Here is a 15653-nt window from a genome sequence, read left to right on the forward strand (position 1 = left end):
CAGTTATTTATTCCGGACGATGCTTCACTTTGCGTTAGTATAGCATAATCGCTGAGCATTCTTCGTCCTTGGTGCCTGTCAAATAGCAGACTGATGCAACCGTTTGCAACGTGCTGTTAAGGAATCGTTTTCATTATGATATACTCAAGTGGTGAAACGCATATTAAACGCAGAACTCTGTGTCAGGTGCATACATTGAGGAGGAAACACGCATGTTAGAAAAATTCTTAGTAGGAACTTATACCAAAAAGACCAGCCAAGGTGTTTATGAAATGGCGCTCGACACCACATCTAATGAGCTAACGGCACCAACACTGGTTGCCAAGGCAAGTAGCCCAACTTATCTGGCTCTTTCCAAAGCAAACAAACTTTACACTGTTGACGGTGACAAAGCCGCTGGAATGGGAGGAACCTCAGCCTTTGACCGCTCCACTACCCCAGCAACTTTGCTGAACCACGCCTTTTCAAAAGGGACTAGCTCAGCCTACGTGGCAGTTGATGAAGCACGTCAACTCGTCTATGAGGGTAACTATCACATGGGGACGTTGAAAAGCTTCGCCATTCAGTCTGATGGTTCATTGAAATTAGCTGATGTTGTTACTCATCAGGGTGAGGTTGGTCCACTACCTGAACAAGCCGATGGTCCCCATGTTCATTACACAAATTTAACGCCAGACAACCGGTTAATCGTGTGCGACCTCGGTATGGATCAAGTAACCGTCTATGATGTCGCTGACGACGGTAAATTTAGCCTCGTCTCAACATACCAAGCAGAACCAGGCTTTGGTCCCCGTCACGTGGTCTTCAATCCACAAAAATCCATTTGCTACCTTGCTGGTGAGTTAAGTAGTAATATCTCCGTACTGAAATACGACGAAGCTACGGGTACGCTTACGCATGTCCAAACGTTAAAGACGATTCCGGCAGATTGGACTGCTCATAATGGTGCTGCTGCAATTCGCATTTCAAACGATGGTCAGTTTGTTTACGTCAGCAACCGTGGTTTCAATAGCTTAGCCGTGTTTGCTGTGAGCGAAGATGGTACACTATCATTACGTCAGCAAATCAGTACAGAAGGTGACTTTCCACGGGACTTTGACCTAGACCCTTCTCAACAGTTTGTTGTCGCTGTCAATCAAAATACAGACAACGCAACCTTATACAGCCGCAACGCCACAACTGGTCAATTAAAATTGATTCAAAAGGATGTTGCCGTTCCTGAACCGGTTTGCGTTCTGTTTGAAAACTAGCTAATTGTTTTAGTTAGCCACAAACATCAAAGGAGCCAATTGTGAATACACCATTATTTAAAGAAGTTGCTATCGAAAATTATACTGATCTTCCCGCTGCCATAGCAGCTGGGGCCAACCGCATCGAGCTAAATGACAATTTGGCCGTCGGCGGCACAACGGTCAGCCGTGGTGTTATGAGTGAAAGCAGTCGTTACGCTGCTGAACACCACATTCCCCTCACCGTCATGATTCGGCCACGCGGTGGCAATTTTGTCTACAATGATACCGAAATTAAAATCATGGAAGCTGACCTATTTTCTGCCCAAGAACTGGGTGTGGACGGCGTTGTTTTTGGTGCTCTAACACCAGACAACAAGTTAGACACCGATGCACTAGAACAGCTCATGGCAGCGGCTGGTGGCATGAGTGTTACTTTCCATATGGCCTTTGATGCAATTTCGCCTGATGATCAACCGGCCGCTATCGACTGGTTAGCTGATCATGATGTTGATCGAATTCTCACGCATGGTGGACCCTTGGCGACGCCAATCGACCAAACGTTGCCACAATTGAAGAAATTGGTTGAAACGGCATCTGGTCGATTGATTATCATGCCAGGTGGCGGAATCACGGTAGGTAATGTTGATCATATCGCGGAAGTGCTCAGTGTTAAGGAAGTTCATGGTACGCATTTACTGAAATATTGATATTTTCACGGTTTAAAAAACGCTTGGCAAAAAATTGCCGAGCGTTTTTATTATGCCTATTTTGAAACTGAACTGCTTATTTTGAATCAAAAATGCACGTTAATTAACATCAAAATCCTTGTTAAGCTGCTGCATCACAGTATCAACATTAATTTCATAACGTGTGAGCAATTGTTGTATATCCTCTGCCAATGGCGCAGTTAATTGCCGTTGAACGTCTGCAAATGGATCATAGAAGCCCAATCGTTCACAGGCCAATGCTTGACGGTTCAAGCCTTGATGCAAATCTCCCTCATACAGCTGATCACCGACTAACGGATGTCCTGCACCGGCAAAGTGAACCCGAATTTGATGCGTCCGACCAGTGTGGAGCTTAACCTTCACCACTGAAAAATTGCCAGCTGTTGCCAGTAACCAAAATTCGGTCCGGGCAGCCTGTCCAGTCTCCCCTGTTTGCCGTTTGATAAACGATGTCGGGTCGCGTTGAATCGGCTGATCAAAGTTACCATGCTCTGGCAGACCCGTGCCACTGACAACGGCCAAGTATGTCTTTTGTAACGAGTGTGCCTTCAATTGTTGATCTAAAACAGAATGCGCCATGTGATGTTTACCAAACAGCACCAACCCACTCGTATCTTTGTCTAACCGAGTAACAATATGAGGCACCTGTAATGGAATACCATGAGTAATGAAGTAGCCCTTCGCTCGGTTAACCAACGTATTATTAGCATAGTGATGAGCCGGCACGGATGCCACTCCGGCAGGTTTATTAACAACTAAAAAATTATCGTCCTCATAGACAATTGACAACGGTAAATCTGAAATGGTTACCGCCGCATTCGCTGGTTCCGGTGGCAAGATGATCGTAACAACATCGTTAGGACGGACATCATCAACGCTCCATGCTGGTCGGTGATTGATTGACATCGCACCACCATGAAACTTGATCTGGATTAAAACGGCATGAGACACGCCATGCACGCTCAAAAACGTTCGTAGCTTTACTGTTTCGTGCGTTTGATTACGCCACTCAAAGCGTAACGGATATGCCATTACAAGACATCCCCGATAAAGGACTCACGGACACGTTGCCAGAAAGCGGTATGCCGATATTCAGCGAAGTAAATCCGTTGCTGTGATACTTTAAACGTAATTTCCTTGACCAATCGTTCTGGCGTTAAAAATTGATCACAACTGATGGCAAAATTATCAGCATCCTCTGACCGTAATGTCACCCATTCATCCTTACCGATGATAAACGAGGCACCTAACGTCCGGAACACCCGGTTGTTAATGGAGGCAATTTCTGCCATTTGAATGGCCTCGATACCAGGATGAATGACCGCACCACCCAATGATTTATTGTATCCCGTTGAACCAGTTGGTGTTGAAAAGCACAAGCCATCCCCACGAAAACGTTCTAATAATTGATCTTTAATATACACGTCACAAACTAAGGTCTTAGCAGCCTTTTTGACAGTCGCTTCATTGAGCGCCAAAAATTGATGCGGCGCTGTTTCACCTTTGTAAGTGATATTGATATCTAAAAGCGGATAACTGACGCTTTCACCATTATCATGTGCCAGACTGTTCACAAGCTGGTCCGTCTCATAATCGCGCCAGTCCGTATAAAAACCAAGGTGTCCTGTATGCAAGCCGACAAAACGAATTTTTGCCAGCTCTGCCCGATAGTGGTGAAAGGCTGATAACAAAGTGCCATCTCCACCAACTGAAACTACCACGTCGGGATGCTGGTCATCAATCGGTAAGTGCGCCTTGTTCAAAGCTGTCGTCAACCGTTCAATGACAGCCCGCGTTTCATCGTTTGGATAATAACTATAAATCGCAACTTTCATACTTTGTTCTCTACTCTCTCGATTACATATGATCGTCTCGCCGTAAACAGCAAGCATCGATCACACAATTATTTGGTTTCATTCGGCGTCGAAGAAACGTCGTCATTACTCTGCTGACTTGCACCATCAGACGGATTGTTTGTATTCTCTTGTGGTTGTGCTTCCGAAATATCTTCTCGAATTGCCGACATTTCTTGATCCAACCTGAATGCCGCCTCACCAGCCCGTTCCAAACGACCTTGCAACTCCTGAGGAAATTCACCCTGATATTTGTAATTTAGGGAATGCTCAATTGTTGCCCAGAAGTTCATGGCTAATGTTCGCACCTGAATTTCTGCTAGGATTCGCTTCTCACCCGTCAGCATCTGAACTGGGTAAGACACCACGATATGATACGAACGATAGCCACTAGGCTTGACGTTTGAAATGTAATCACGCTCTTCCAAAATGGTTAAATCCGTTCGTTTACGCAATAAGTCGACGACCTGATAAATATCACCAACAAACTGACACATAATCCGTAGTCCGGCGATATCCTGCATGTCCTCTTCCAAACGATCTTCGGCGACGTGACGACGAACCATTTTTTCCTTAATACTATCAACAGGTTTCACCCGTCCGGTAACAAACTCAACGGGTGACTGCAAACCGGCATCTTTATATTGTTTACGGATGCCTCTCAATTTTATTTTTAATTCCTCGACCGCTTGCTCATAAGGAAGCAAAAAGTGGGACCAATCCTCAATCATCGAATGACCTCCTTGATGATTCATCGTTTGTTGAACAACCTCGCGGCGGCCAACTAACTGCCAACAGTTTACCATACTTTGGGGCACCAGCGATGAACCGCCGGCGAACCTTAATGACACACAATTCGAAACGTTTAACTTTACATTTCGGGTGAAATCGGGCATGATAGTCCCAGTTAAGAAACGCACAGTGGCGCAGTTGTGCTAATGCGCAACCGATTGCCCTATTAAGTAAAACGTTTCATTATTATTGCGTTTATATTCTATGACTTTTTATTTAATTTTTTAGATTGTTGATATGGAGGATATCCCGTGTTAGAAATTTATCTGTTTGTAAATCCACTCGGAACAAATTGTTATGACTGTGAGAAGCAGATTAACCAGATCTCTGCCCAGACTAAGCGCAAACTTCAAATTCAGTTTGTCCCAATGCTTAATTTACAGACGATAAGCGATACATTTCACCGTATGGCGGCGGATCACCCAGAGTTGGACCGCAACACCCTAGCTGAACAAATGTATCAAATTATCCTAGATTACAAAGCCGCTTCTTTTCAAGGCAAACGGCTTGGTCGTCAATACTTTCTTCGTTTGCAGGAGCACATTCTGGTTAACCACGAAGCTTATACAGAAAAGCTTGGTATCACCGTGGCCCATGAATTAGCATTAGACACAGCGATGTTTATTGACGATCGTCGGAGCAAGCTCGCTGAAGACGCATTCGCTGCAGACCAACGTCTGGTCTCCGAAATGGGCATTGAACATCCAAGCCAAACAGTCATCTTTGATGTTGAAGATTTTGATTGCGGCTTGCTGATGGAACATTTCGATTACGACACGCTGTTAGAAATCAGTGAACATACAATTAACAATAAGCTAACAACGTTGCCGCAAGCCATTAAACAAAATCACGACAAAGTCAATTTACGCATCCTCTAACCTGAACGAAACATTAAATGAAGAGCCTTCAATCAGTACGCTACCGATTGAAGGCTCTTTTTTCATCAATTCAAACTTGAACGAAGCATGTTATTTTTGCGAATTGTCAATTAACGTTTCAAATTCATTCAAGCGTTGTTCAAAGACATCAAATGCCCGACGCAAATAATCCGGTTTCGTCATATCAACCCCTGCCATTTTCATTACGTCCAATGGATATTGTGAACTACCAGCCTTTAAGAAGTCCAAATAATGATCCAAGGCTCCTGGTTGATGGCTGGTAATACCATGCGACAATGTCGATGCAGCGGCGAACCCAGTTGCATACTGGAAGACATAGTAATTGTAATAGAAATGTGGAATGCGTGACCACTCCAAAGCAATTTCCGGATCTGGGGTTAAATCTTTCCCATAATAAGTTTGATTCAGCTTGCCATAAAAGTCTGACATCCGACTAGCAGTCAACGGATGACCCGCAGCATCTTCTTGGTGAATCCAGTGTTCGAATTCCGCGAATTGTGTTTGCCGATAAACAGTTCCCTTAAAGCCGTCCAGGTAGTGATTCAAAACGTATGCCCGCACTTTAGGGTCGTCATTGTTATCAAGCAAATATTGAGTCAACGTATTTTCATTAGTTGTTGATGCAATTTCCGCTACGAAAATAGAATAGTCGCCATACTGGTATGGTTGGTTATGACGCGTGTAATAACTGTGAATACTGTGGCCCATTTCGTGAACTAAGGTAAATAATTCCTCTAAATTATCCTGCCAGTTCAGCAAAATATATGGATTGGTATCGTAAACACCAGATGAAAACGCCCCGCTCCGTTTGCCTTTCGTTTCGACCACATCGACCCACCGATTATCGAAGGCTTCTTGAACATGGCTTACATAATCCGGACCCATCACAGACAAGGCGCGTAAAGCCTCTTGTTGAGCTTCTGGATAGGTGTAACTCAGCGGTGAATCCCCAGTAATCGGTGTATACAAATCATAAGAATGCAAATGATCAACGCCTAAAATACGTTTGCGCAAACTAACGTAGCGGTGCAATAGGTCAAGATGGTTATTAACCTCTTCAACAAGCGTGTCGTAAACACTTTCGGGAATATTATTTTCCGCTAACGCCGCAGCACGAGCGGTCGGATAATGATGCACGCGCGCTGTATAATTATGCGCCTTAACGTTGCTAGACAGCGTTGAAGCAAACGTATTCTGAAATTGCTTGTACACCTTGTATAGTTGTTTAAAGGCCGCACCACGGACAGAACGATCTGTTGATTGCAACAGGACGCCATATACCCCCTGAGTCAAACGAACATCGTTGCCTGCCTCATCTTTCACGATTGGGAACTCTAAATCCGCGTTATCTAAAACACCGAACGTTTTTGCCGAAGCTTGGAAAATATCCCCAGCTCCTGCCAATAATGCTTCTTGATCTGCTGGTAACGTATGATCACGTGCTCGATCTAAGTCCTCAAAGAAATGTTTGAATGGCTTTAATTCATTAGTATCCAACCATTCACTGAGTGTCTTCTCGGGAATGGCCAAAACTTCTGGCTGGAACCAGGCCAATGCGCTGGCAACTTTAGCCACCAAGTCGTTGGCCTGAGCAGCCAATCCTTGCGCCGCTTGGTCACTAGTATCTTGTTCTTGCTTCAATGACGCATACACATCGACATTTTCCAATTCATGGTAAACATCAAGTAGGTAAGCCACGCCAGCCGCAAGTTGCTCTGGTGATTCAGCTAAATGTCCTTTATGGGAAGGAACTTGCTGCAATTTCGACTCAATTTGGTGATAAGCGTCTGTCCACGCTGCATCGGTTGCAAAAATTTGAGTTAAGTCCCACTTTAGCGTCTCTGGAACTTCATTTCTAGTAGGTAATTGTTTTACGTCTGCCATAACGACCTCCAACATTTAAAATAAGAAAGTTAATTATATTTTAATCACTTTTTAACTTTACCATACTTTTCTATTAGTTGGATAGTCGGACAACTGTTTTGCATGCTCACTACTAAAAAAACCTTTGCATAACTGAATGCTCATCCGCTGTCGTATCCGTTCATCAGCCAGCTGTAAGTTTGGCAACCACTGGATTCTGGGCAAACCAATCCTCGTCCAAGCAAACTGACATTGACGTGATGACGCATTTTGATGACGCCACCACCATAAGTAAAGCGGAATCCGCCAATCCAAGGGTGAATTTATTGAAATCGGCATCTCGTAAACATCCCCCAGCACCCATTGTGGCAATGTTAGCAGACTAGTCCCCGCCTGATAACACAATGCTTGCCATCGCATAAAATTAGGCTGTCGGTGATGCAAACCAGACGCAATGGCCCGTTGTCGATGACTCAAATTTGCTCTGCTAACTGAGTGCATCTGAAATTGCGTTTGCTGTTGTGACCAATCCATCCAAGATGTCCAAGTATCAAATGACTGTTGGGAATAGGTGATCGGCAATAATGCCACTTCACCTAAATGATGCAAAACAATCAGTTGACGACGTTGTGTATGCCAGAACAATAAATAGGCGCCAGTTTTTCCTCCCCAGCGAATAAACTTGGCAACTTTGCTTAGCGACAACCGTGGTTTAGGCCAATATGGTTGACCAAGCAGCCATATTTGATGAAAATCATGTTCGCGATATCCTGCCACTCGCTCAGAAAAACGTTGTAAATCAATTGGACTACATTGAAACTCAACGGCTGTTTGCTTGTTGACCAGCAAATCTGGTCGTTGGTGAATCACCTTCAATGATTGTTCCAGCATAACTTCATTATCCTGCTTTTGCAGCCACTCAGATAACTGTCGTTTGCCCAACAAATGTTCAGAAGTCTCACCCTCCGAAAAGGTCCGACAATCTGCTAACCGTTCATGTGCAAAATAGGATTGTCGCACTCGCCCACGTCGCAGATGAACGGGCGCGTGGCACGCAGGACACTGATATTGGTTTTTCTCGGCAACACTAGCGGCCACAAGTTCACCACCCTCGCAACTCAAAGCCATCAACATTGTTCTCACCTCCGCCTATTACATACGCAAAGACGGTGTGATTTGTTCGTAAAAAATCAAATTGAGGATTCGTTTTCTTCGTATACTCACAAGGCACTATTAAAACTTTAACTGTCGCAGTATTTTTAATCATCTCAAATAGATAAGCATATTAATTGTTTACTGACATCTTGTTTGAAATAATGTGTGTAACGGTAAATGTCACTAATGCAATTAGGAGGTCTCGATATGAGTACAGAAGATAAAATCGATAGTACAAAACACAAGGTCGCTGGTAAAGCTAAAGAACTTGAAGGAAAAGCAACCAACGACAAAGGCCGTGAAGCAGAAGGCAAAGCGGAAGGTTTGATGGGTAAAGCCAAAGAAAAACTAACCGACGCTGTGGATAACGTTAAAGACAAGATGGATAAGAAATAATCTTTAGAAGAAGGCTTTTGGGCCTTCTTTTTTTGTGCTTGTACCTGCACCTCCATCTGCCTATCAAGCGTTATTAAAATTAATCTTCTTATCATTTAAAAGTTATTTTCTTCCACTATACTGAATGTAGGGCTATAAAGTATCATTTCCGTTTTAACATCTATAGCCTTAGCAGCTCGTATTATGTTTTGAACGGTTAACGACGGAGTAACCTGATCTAATGAAGCATCCGCCACAGTAAAATTTCAATTTTCAAAACCCTATGCAATTTCAGAGTCTTACCACTCACTTGAGGCACTAGCCTACTAAAATCATCTAGAGATTAACAGCATGAAAAATTAGCAAATTTGGAGATATGTTATGAAAAAAGCAATTACATTAGGAGTAACTGTCCTGAGTGCACTGTTGCTTACGGCATGTGGCAACAATAGTTCAAAAGGTCAAAGTAATTCCGAACAAAAATCAAGTCAGCAAAACAGAAGTCAAGGGTTTAAAAACAGCTCTATGTCAAACGCTAAAGGCATAATTGTGATTAATAGCGTGGATACGCTAACTGCCACTGATCCAAGTGTTGAGGGCGCAGTGCATGCAGTTATTTTCCGGGGTACTTTCACGAACAAAACTAAATCAGGAATCAGTGCTGAAGATTTCTTTAACAAATACATATCTGCCTACTCTGTTAGCAGCGTAACTGACAAAAAGTTGGATACGGATGGACTGCAAGTTAACTCACCCTATGATTCTGAAATTTCATCGGCGCATGACGAAACCAATCCAGAAAAAACATCTCATTTTGCCATAGCCTTTCAAGTTACCTCACTTTCAAAAAAATACAAACTGACAGCGTTAAATGATGCTCAAGATAAACTCGGTTCACAAACCTTTTCTGCTACATCTTTGCAAGCGAAGTCGGATGCCACAGAGTCTAGTTCAAAATTTAACGCCACCAATAAAAATACTCTCTCGAGATCTAGCGTGTCTTTGAACTCGGTACAAAAAGAAAAAATTAACGCCGCTTTCCTGAATTGGGCTGCCGAAAGAGCTGAAATCGGTCACATGGCTGTCAGTGATTGGTATTTTGATCATGGGGCTGCTGGCAATGGTGACTGGTACGCAAATACGCCAGATGGCCGTGTACAAACACAGAACAATGGCAATCCAGGTGCTGAAGCTTTTAAAATCCATTCCATTGGTGGATGTGTTTTTTACAAGTCAAAAGACGGATCTACGGGAAAGCAAGATTTGTACCAAGGTTCCTTCGCAGATAACTATGCAGTTGCCATGGATTTCGACCAACCTGTAAGTAAATATATGCTTGGCGACAACGGGATTGTATATGAATTAAAAACTGGCAATGGAGAAAATGTATCGACCAATACAGGTTTTGGCCAAACTAGTGGCGAAGGAACGGAAGAATACCAACCAGATCAAGACTTCGAAATTTCGTCGGACTCTGCAGCCCAATCTGAACTGAAGGAATTAATAAATCAATATAAGTAAAAAAGCACACCTTTCAGATGTGCTTTAGTCGCTCTGCTAACTATTATTGATAACAAATATACTCAACCATCAAATGATGGTTGTTTTTTTTCAGATATACGCAACTTGTAAAAAAATTCTGCCATCAACCATGTCTTTTTACATGATTAATGACAGAATTGAAAGGCAATTAAATCAGACATTTGGCGTCCTCTTTGTTTCCAAAAAGCTAACCAAAATAATGTCGTGCTAATTCAAGCGCTGAAGTTTCCATAATCTTTTCACCATGCTCTGACAAAACATCACTAGTAATCGTAGTTTTGTTTGCGTATTCCAAAGCCACCGCCACATCATCTTTGATAGTTTCTGGAGTGGTTTGATCCGTGAAAAAGACCAAATCAAGGTAATATTGATCACGGTATTTATAAAGATTCGATACAGCGCCATCTAAATGAAGAACCTTAGCAATTGAGACAAGATCTTCAAAGTCGTTCAGACGAAGCACAACCTCCCGCGTAGGAACGTTAGGATCAGACGTATAATTCTTTAAAGCCTCAGGATCATTATCATCCGTGGCTTCACTACTGATTGTTGTTTTACGATCATCATCGTCTTCTGAATCCTTACCCTGCAACTGTTGTTTTAAAAAGTCGGAAATCTGGTCAGTTGATGCATTGTCACCAAAATCGACTGCGCCACTAAAACCAGCGCTAGCTGCATCAAAATCATCAGTCCCATCACCTTCATCGCCAACATTCTTGCTGATAAACAGCTCTAAACCGTGGCGATTTGGCAAAACTTGAAATGTGACTGCGTCATTATCCTGGAATTGATGATCTACATCAACTTCCTCTAAGATGCTGTAAAAGAATCGTTCTATCTGCTGATGATTGCCAAGTAGATCAAGCACTGTAATGCCACGGGCAGATAAATCATCATTGCCAATAACGACTCGAATTGTATTCTCGTTAATGCGTTCCATTTCCATGCGAAACACCCCTTTCGCAAAAGGAATTCCATCCTAAATGTTTATTCATATTTTAGTCCTCTAATCGTCAAAGTAAAGTTTAATCAACTATTTTTAACGGTTTCGATTCGATCAATCACTTTAGTGCATAAAGATAACAAAAAGACCCAACCTATGACATTATCCCATAGATTCGGTCACTTGCAAATTAATCTCTAAGCGTAGTTTTATAAATTTGCTAATCGTTGTGCTTCAGCCAATTCCAGTGCACGAACATCACGCGGCAAGAAGCGACGAATTTCATCTTCGTTGTATCCCACTTGAAGTCGCTTGTCATCCATAATAATAGGACGACGTAACAAAGCCGGGTTTTCATGAACAAGATCAATTAACTTATTCATTGGCAGATCATCAAGATCAACATGAAGATCTTGGAAAACCTTCGAACGTTTGGAGATGATTTCTTCAGTTCCATCTTCTGTCATTCGTAAAACAGTTTTGATTTCATCGGCTGACAGCGGTTCGGCAAAAATATTCCGCTCTTTGAAAGGAATATTGTTTTCAACGAGCCATGCACGAGCCTTCCGGCAAGAAGTGCAACTCGGTGAGGTATAGAGCGTAACCATGTTACTCATAAATTGTCGTCCCCCTTTAAGCATGTTGCGAGCGTTATGAGATCTCTTATCTCATGCTTATATTGTACAGCACGTTCACAAAAAAATAAAGAGGATTTTATAAAGACAGGGGAACATCTATTCGTAACTTTAAAAGACATATTTTTAGTATTTGTATTTTAATTTCCTGTTAAAATACATAAAACAGCATAAGTAAATAAATATATTACTACGTTTATTATTTTTAACGAATTATGTCAATAATACTAATCATATACAAAATGATGCAAAACAGCGTCACATGGGGATTGTGCTTCTTTTTCGTAAGTAAAATAGTTGTGTTATGTTAAATAATAATTTGATTAATGTCTGATGCCAATTTAACTTGTATTTTTTTGCCGACAATCAATTGTGCCTCTTCTTTTAATGATTCCAAATTGCCTGTTTGCGGTAAATGGGTCAACATTAGTTGTTTGACCTGCGCAGTTTTGGCTAAAGCACCCGCTTGGGTGGATGTCATGTGCCACATCTTGCCAGTATGATTTGCATAAAAGTTGGTGTCAACCATTAACAAATCCGCTCCCTTTGAGAAGCTATTTAAGGTATCGGTCACTGCACTGTCAGCTGTGAATACCAATGTATGGCCAGTCTTTGTTTCCGTAATGCGTACTGCAAAAGTAGGAACTGGATGAACAGTTCGCGAAAAGGTAATCATAAATGGTCCAAGAACTAAGGATGACTGCGGATCATACGCATGACTTTCCGTTGCCCCTGCCCACGTTAACGCAGCAAAATTCAACGGATCTTCTGTGTTGCCATAAATCGGCAGTACAGCATGTTTACGCGCGCCCTGCTGAAGTTGCCATTCATATTGAAGCACGCCCACATCGGCTGTGTGATCGTGATGGTAATGTGTCAACAATAGCCCATCGAGTTGTAATGGATTCAGCACTTTCTGCAATGCAAGCAAAGTGCCACTTCCAGCATCAATCATTAAATTGTAATCGTCGCTCTGCAATAAATAACCGCTTGTACCTATTCCGTTTGCGGGATAACCGCCATAATAACCCAGTATTGTTAGTTTCATCGTTTTTTCCCTCCTCTCTAAAGGTAACTCATTCATGAAATTAATTCGAATAATGAATGCCCATATTTTGCACATCATTTAAAGGTGCGCTTATAATTAAGGTAAATAAAGCATGGAGGTATAATTATGACATCGGCGATTTCCTTAGCATTCGGCACTAAAAACATTTTACAGAACTTGCAGGCACAAAATCCTCAAAACAAGTTGATCTCCCTATCTGAAACAAGTGGAGTCGCGCGTCTCATGCTACTGGATGTAAGTGGTCTGCCAACGGTATTCGCAAACCCCATTACGTTCAAAGTATTAAACGAGTTGCCTCAACCGGCATATAAAGACTTTTTCGCTTTTATCAATTTACAGTTGGATCCAGATCACGCAAAGATTTTACGCGCAAGCGTTGATCACTTTTTAGATCAGGAACGTCCCTTAGGCTTGCGAGCGTTTGCCCTACTAGAGAAGGAAAAAGCTAGCAGTGAATATACTATATTAATGTCTTGGGATCATGTTAATGACTACCACGCCTGGATTTCTAGTACTTCGTTTGCACCTTTCGAATCGTTTTACAAGCAATCCCAATACAGTTATCGTGAAACTGCATATAATCGTGTTAACCTGACACGCTAAACATTACATTTAAAACGTACACGTACTAACAAGAGAACCTTCCAGCGAAAACAACATTTTTGCTGGAAGGTTCTCTTGTTCTGTCATAAACAGAAGTTACATTTCAATTCTAAAAAAAACTACGCACAATATGCGTAGTTACGATTGATATAAGATTGCGGGGGCTGGATTTGAACCAACGACCTTCGGGTTATGGGCCCGACGAGCTACCAGACTGCTCCACCCCGCGATAATAGTAAGATGAAATGACCCCTACGGGATTCGAACCCATGTTACCGCCGTGAAAGGGCGGTGTCTTAAACCACTTGACCAAGGGGTCATAGAAAATAATGACCTAAATTTTAAAACGAAAAACGGAGAAGGAGAGATTCGAACTCTCGCGCCGCTTGCGCGACCTATACCCTTAGCAGGGGCACCTCTTCAGCCACTTGAGTACTTCCCCAAAACCAAGTGGGCACAAGTGGACTCGAACCACCGACCTCACGCTTATCAGGCGTGCGCTCTAACCAGCTGAGCTATGCGCCCATGGAGCGGGTGACGAGAATCGAACTCGCGACAGCAGCTTGGAAGGCTGCGGTTTTACCACTAAACTACACCCGCATAACATGGTATGAATGGCGCGGGACAGAATCGAACTGCCGACACATGGAGCTTCAATCCATTGCTCTACCGACTGAGCTACCGAGCCATAAACGGTCCCAACGAGACTCGAACTCGTGATCTCCTGCGTGACAGGCAGGCGTCCTAACCAACTGGACCATGGAACCAAAATTGCGGGGGCTGGATTTGAACCAACGACCTTCGGGTTATGGGCCCGACGAGCTACCAGACTGCTCCACCCCGCGATAATAGTATATAAACAAAAAGGAGGATAAGAGATTCGAACTCTTGCGTGGACTTGCGCCCACCTGACGGTTTTCAAGACCGTTCCCTTCAGCCAGACTTGGGTAATCCTCCATAAACTGAATATAAGCAATGGACCACCATATTAGTGGACCTTGTAGGACTCGAACCTACGACCGGACGGTTATGAGCCGTCTGCTCTAACCAACTGAGCTAAAGGTCCAAGTTCACTCATATGCTTAATCGCGGCGGGGGGGATCGAACCCTCGACCTCCCGGGTATGAACCGGACGCTCTAGCCAGCTGAGCTACACCGCGATCATAAATAACTAGAGAGCTATTTATAAATCGGGAAAACAGGATTCGAACCTGCGACCCCCTGGTCCCAAACCAGGTGCTCTACCAAGCTGAGCTATTTCCCGAAAATGTAATTGTTTTGCAGAATGAAAACTGCAATGCACCCAGTAGGAGTCGAACCTACAACCTTCTGATTCGTAGTCAGACACTCTATCCAGTTGCGCTATGGGTGCAAATAAGTGCCGAGGACCGGGATCGAACCGGTACGGTCATCACTGACCGCAGGATTTTAAGTCCTGTGCGTCTGCCAATTCCGCCACCCCGGCATCATTGTGAATTGGCAAAAGCGGAAGACGGGATTCGAACCCGCGACCCCCACCATGGCAAGGTGATGTTCTACCACTGAACTACTTCCGCATATAAATGGTACAATGCCGACTAGAGGATTCGAACCTCCGACCCCCTGTTTACAAGACAGATGCTCTGCCAACTGAGCTAAGTCGGCGTTAACCGAAAATTTTTCACTACCCTCTAAGGGCAATGAGCCGTGACAGTCTCGAACTGTCGACCCTCTGATTAAAAGTCAGATGCTCTACCAACTGAGCTAACGGCTCATTAAATGGAAGATACAGGGCTCGAACCTGTGACCCTCTGCTTGTAAGGCAGACGCTCTCCCAACTGAGCTAATCTTCCAATATGCATGGCGACGACCTACCCTCGCAGGGAGCGATCCCCCAACTACTCTTGGCGCGACGAAGCTTAACTTCCGTGTTCGGCATGGGAACGGGTGTATCCTTCGTGCCATCATCACCACACTCTGAGCGT

14 protein-coding genes, 18 tRNA genes and 1 rRNA gene are annotated in these 15653 nt (G+C 43.4%); 6 read left to right on the forward strand and 27 right to left on the reverse strand.

The genetic code is table 11. The features are described from left to right. The first annotated feature begins 212 nt into the window (after window positions 1-212). Window positions 213-1250: a lactonase family protein gene (locus LDK34_RS11580; RefSeq protein ID WP_178942272.1), complete on the forward strand. Its 1038-nt coding sequence runs from the start codon at window positions 213-215 to the stop codon at window positions 1248-1250. Between the two features lie 41 nt (window positions 1251-1291). Then, on the forward strand, window positions 1292-1939 hold the full coding sequence (locus tag LDK34_RS11585; protein WP_178942271.1) for a copper homeostasis protein CutC: 648 nt from the start codon (window positions 1292-1294) through the stop codon (window positions 1937-1939). Window positions 1940-2038: 99 nt separating this feature from the next. On the opposite strand, the gene LDK34_RS11590 is transcribed toward LDK34_RS11585, so the two are convergent. The 3 genes from LDK34_RS11590 to yjbM all read right to left on the reverse strand — a co-directional run bounded on the left by LDK34_RS11590 (window position 2039) and on the right by yjbM (window position 4544). Beyond that, window positions 2039-2992: an RluA family pseudouridine synthase gene (locus LDK34_RS11590; protein WP_178942270.1), complete on the reverse strand. Its 954-nt coding sequence runs from the start codon at window positions 2990-2992 to the stop codon at window positions 2039-2041. Further along, window positions 2992-3795, reverse strand: a complete 804-nt coding sequence (locus LDK34_RS11595) for an NAD kinase (protein WP_017262795.1) — start codon at window positions 3793-3795, stop codon at window positions 2992-2994. Before LDK34_RS11595 ends, LDK34_RS11590 begins: the two co-directional genes overlap by 1 nt. Before the next feature lie 68 nt (window positions 3796-3863). Then, window positions 3864-4544, reverse strand: a complete 681-nt coding sequence (gene yjbM / locus LDK34_RS11600) for a GTP diphosphokinase (RefSeq protein WP_178942269.1) — start codon at window positions 4542-4544, stop codon at window positions 3864-3866. A 312-nt stretch (window positions 4545-4856) separates the two neighbouring features. Here yjbM and LDK34_RS11605 point away from each other — a divergent pair, with 312 nt between their 5' ends. Further along, on the forward strand, window positions 4857-5483 hold the full coding sequence (locus LDK34_RS11605; protein WP_178942268.1) for a DsbA family protein: 627 nt from the start codon (window positions 4857-4859) through the stop codon (window positions 5481-5483). A 90-nt stretch (window positions 5484-5573) separates the two neighbouring features. Here LDK34_RS11605 and pepF read toward each other — a convergent pair whose 3' ends face one another. Together pepF and LDK34_RS11615 are read right to left on the reverse strand one after the other, a co-directional pair. Then, window positions 5574-7388, reverse strand: a complete 1815-nt coding sequence (gene pepF / locus LDK34_RS11610; protein ID WP_178942267.1) for an oligoendopeptidase F — start codon at window positions 7386-7388, stop codon at window positions 5574-5576. A gap of 57 nt (window positions 7389-7445) precedes the next feature. After that, window positions 7446-8501, reverse strand: coding sequence for a competence protein CoiA (locus LDK34_RS11615; protein ID WP_178942266.1), 1056 nt, complete (start codon window positions 8499-8501; stop codon window positions 7446-7448). Window positions 8502-8729: 228 nt separating this feature from the next. On the opposite strand from LDK34_RS11615, the gene LDK34_RS11620 reads away from it, so the two are divergent. Together LDK34_RS11620 and LDK34_RS11625 are read left to right on the forward strand one after the other, a co-directional pair. Then, complete coding sequence (locus LDK34_RS11620) at window positions 8730-8918, forward strand: CsbD family protein (RefSeq protein ID WP_017262790.1); 189 nt, start codon at window positions 8730-8732, stop codon at window positions 8916-8918. A gap of 360 nt (window positions 8919-9278) precedes the next feature. Beyond that, a complete protein-coding gene (locus LDK34_RS11625; protein WP_225439156.1) occupies window positions 9279-10418 on the forward strand; it encodes a hypothetical protein in 1140 nt (379 codons plus the stop codon). Window positions 10419-10626: 208 nt separating this feature from the next. Here the strand turns inward: LDK34_RS11625 and LDK34_RS11630 are convergent, their stop codons facing one another. The 3 genes from LDK34_RS11630 to LDK34_RS11640 all read right to left on the reverse strand — a co-directional run bounded on the left by LDK34_RS11630 (window position 10627) and on the right by LDK34_RS11640 (window position 13065). Beyond that, window positions 10627-11385, reverse strand: coding sequence for an adaptor protein MecA (locus LDK34_RS11630; protein ID WP_161000988.1), 759 nt, complete (start codon window positions 11383-11385; stop codon window positions 10627-10629). A gap of 206 nt (window positions 11386-11591) precedes the next feature. Then, window positions 11592-11990 (reverse strand): transcriptional regulator SpxA, encoded by a 399-nt coding sequence (spxA, locus tag LDK34_RS11635; RefSeq protein ID WP_026017224.1) that lies wholly within the window; start codon window positions 11988-11990, stop codon window positions 11592-11594. A gap of 334 nt (window positions 11991-12324) precedes the next feature. Continuing rightward, the gene (locus LDK34_RS11640; protein ID WP_178942265.1) at window positions 12325-13065 is read right to left on the reverse strand and encodes an MBL fold metallo-hydrolase; all 741 of its coding nucleotides are present in this window, start codon (window positions 13063-13065) and stop codon (window positions 12325-12327) included. A 126-nt stretch (window positions 13066-13191) separates the two neighbouring features. On the opposite strand from LDK34_RS11640, the gene LDK34_RS11645 reads away from it, so the two are divergent. Then, on the forward strand, window positions 13192-13689 hold the full coding sequence (locus LDK34_RS11645; RefSeq protein ID WP_178942264.1) for a hypothetical protein: 498 nt from the start codon (window positions 13192-13194) through the stop codon (window positions 13687-13689). Between the two features lie 155 nt (window positions 13690-13844). Here LDK34_RS11645 and LDK34_RS11650 read toward each other — a convergent pair. From LDK34_RS11650 to rrf, 19 genes are all read right to left on the reverse strand, one after another. Beyond that, window positions 13845-13918: transfer RNA gene (locus LDK34_RS11650), tRNA-Met, on the reverse strand. Between the two features lie 17 nt (window positions 13919-13935). Further along, a tRNA-Glu gene (locus LDK34_RS11655) sits at window positions 13936-14008 on the reverse strand. Window positions 14009-14043: 35 nt separating this feature from the next. Beyond that, window positions 14044-14131, reverse strand: a tRNA-Ser gene (locus LDK34_RS11660). 9 nt (window positions 14132-14140) lie between these two features. After that, window positions 14141-14214, reverse strand: a tRNA-Ile gene (locus LDK34_RS11665). Between the two features lies 1 nt (window position 14215). Then, window positions 14216-14289: transfer RNA gene (locus tag LDK34_RS11670), tRNA-Gly, on the reverse strand. A 15-nt stretch (window positions 14290-14304) separates the two neighbouring features. Continuing rightward, window positions 14305-14377: transfer RNA gene (locus tag LDK34_RS11675), tRNA-Phe, on the reverse strand. A gap of 5 nt (window positions 14378-14382) precedes the next feature. Continuing rightward, a tRNA-Asp gene (locus LDK34_RS11680) sits at window positions 14383-14456 on the reverse strand. Window positions 14457-14460: 4 nt separating this feature from the next. Continuing rightward, window positions 14461-14534: transfer RNA gene (locus LDK34_RS11685), tRNA-Met, on the reverse strand. Between the two features lie 20 nt (window positions 14535-14554). Beyond that, a tRNA-Ser gene (locus LDK34_RS11690) sits at window positions 14555-14646 on the reverse strand. 35 nt (window positions 14647-14681) lie between these two features. After that, window positions 14682-14755 (reverse strand) — tRNA-Ile (locus tag LDK34_RS11695). 20 nt (window positions 14756-14775) lie between these two features. After that, window positions 14776-14849, reverse strand: a tRNA-Met gene (locus tag LDK34_RS11700). Between the two features lie 30 nt (window positions 14850-14879). Beyond that, a tRNA-Pro gene (locus LDK34_RS11705) sits at window positions 14880-14953 on the reverse strand. 34 nt (window positions 14954-14987) lie between these two features. Continuing rightward, a tRNA-Arg gene (locus LDK34_RS11710) sits at window positions 14988-15061 on the reverse strand. Between the two features lie 7 nt (window positions 15062-15068). Continuing rightward, window positions 15069-15154, reverse strand: a tRNA-Leu gene (locus LDK34_RS11715). Window positions 15155-15173: 19 nt separating this feature from the next. Beyond that, a tRNA-Gly gene (locus tag LDK34_RS11720) sits at window positions 15174-15245 on the reverse strand. Window positions 15246-15260: 15 nt separating this feature from the next. Continuing rightward, window positions 15261-15333: transfer RNA gene (locus LDK34_RS11725), tRNA-Thr, on the reverse strand. Between the two features lie 36 nt (window positions 15334-15369). Continuing rightward, a tRNA-Lys gene (locus LDK34_RS11730) sits at window positions 15370-15442 on the reverse strand. A 6-nt stretch (window positions 15443-15448) separates the two neighbouring features. After that, a tRNA-Val gene (locus LDK34_RS11735) sits at window positions 15449-15521 on the reverse strand. 5 nt (window positions 15522-15526) lie between these two features. Next, window positions 15527-15643, reverse strand: a 5S ribosomal RNA gene (gene rrf, locus LDK34_RS11740). Window positions 15644-15653 lie beyond the last annotated feature (10 nt).

The sequence above is a fragment of the Furfurilactobacillus milii genome (assembly GCF_021654115.1).
Lineage (GTDB): Bacteria > Bacillota > Bacilli > Lactobacillales > Lactobacillaceae > Furfurilactobacillus > Furfurilactobacillus milii.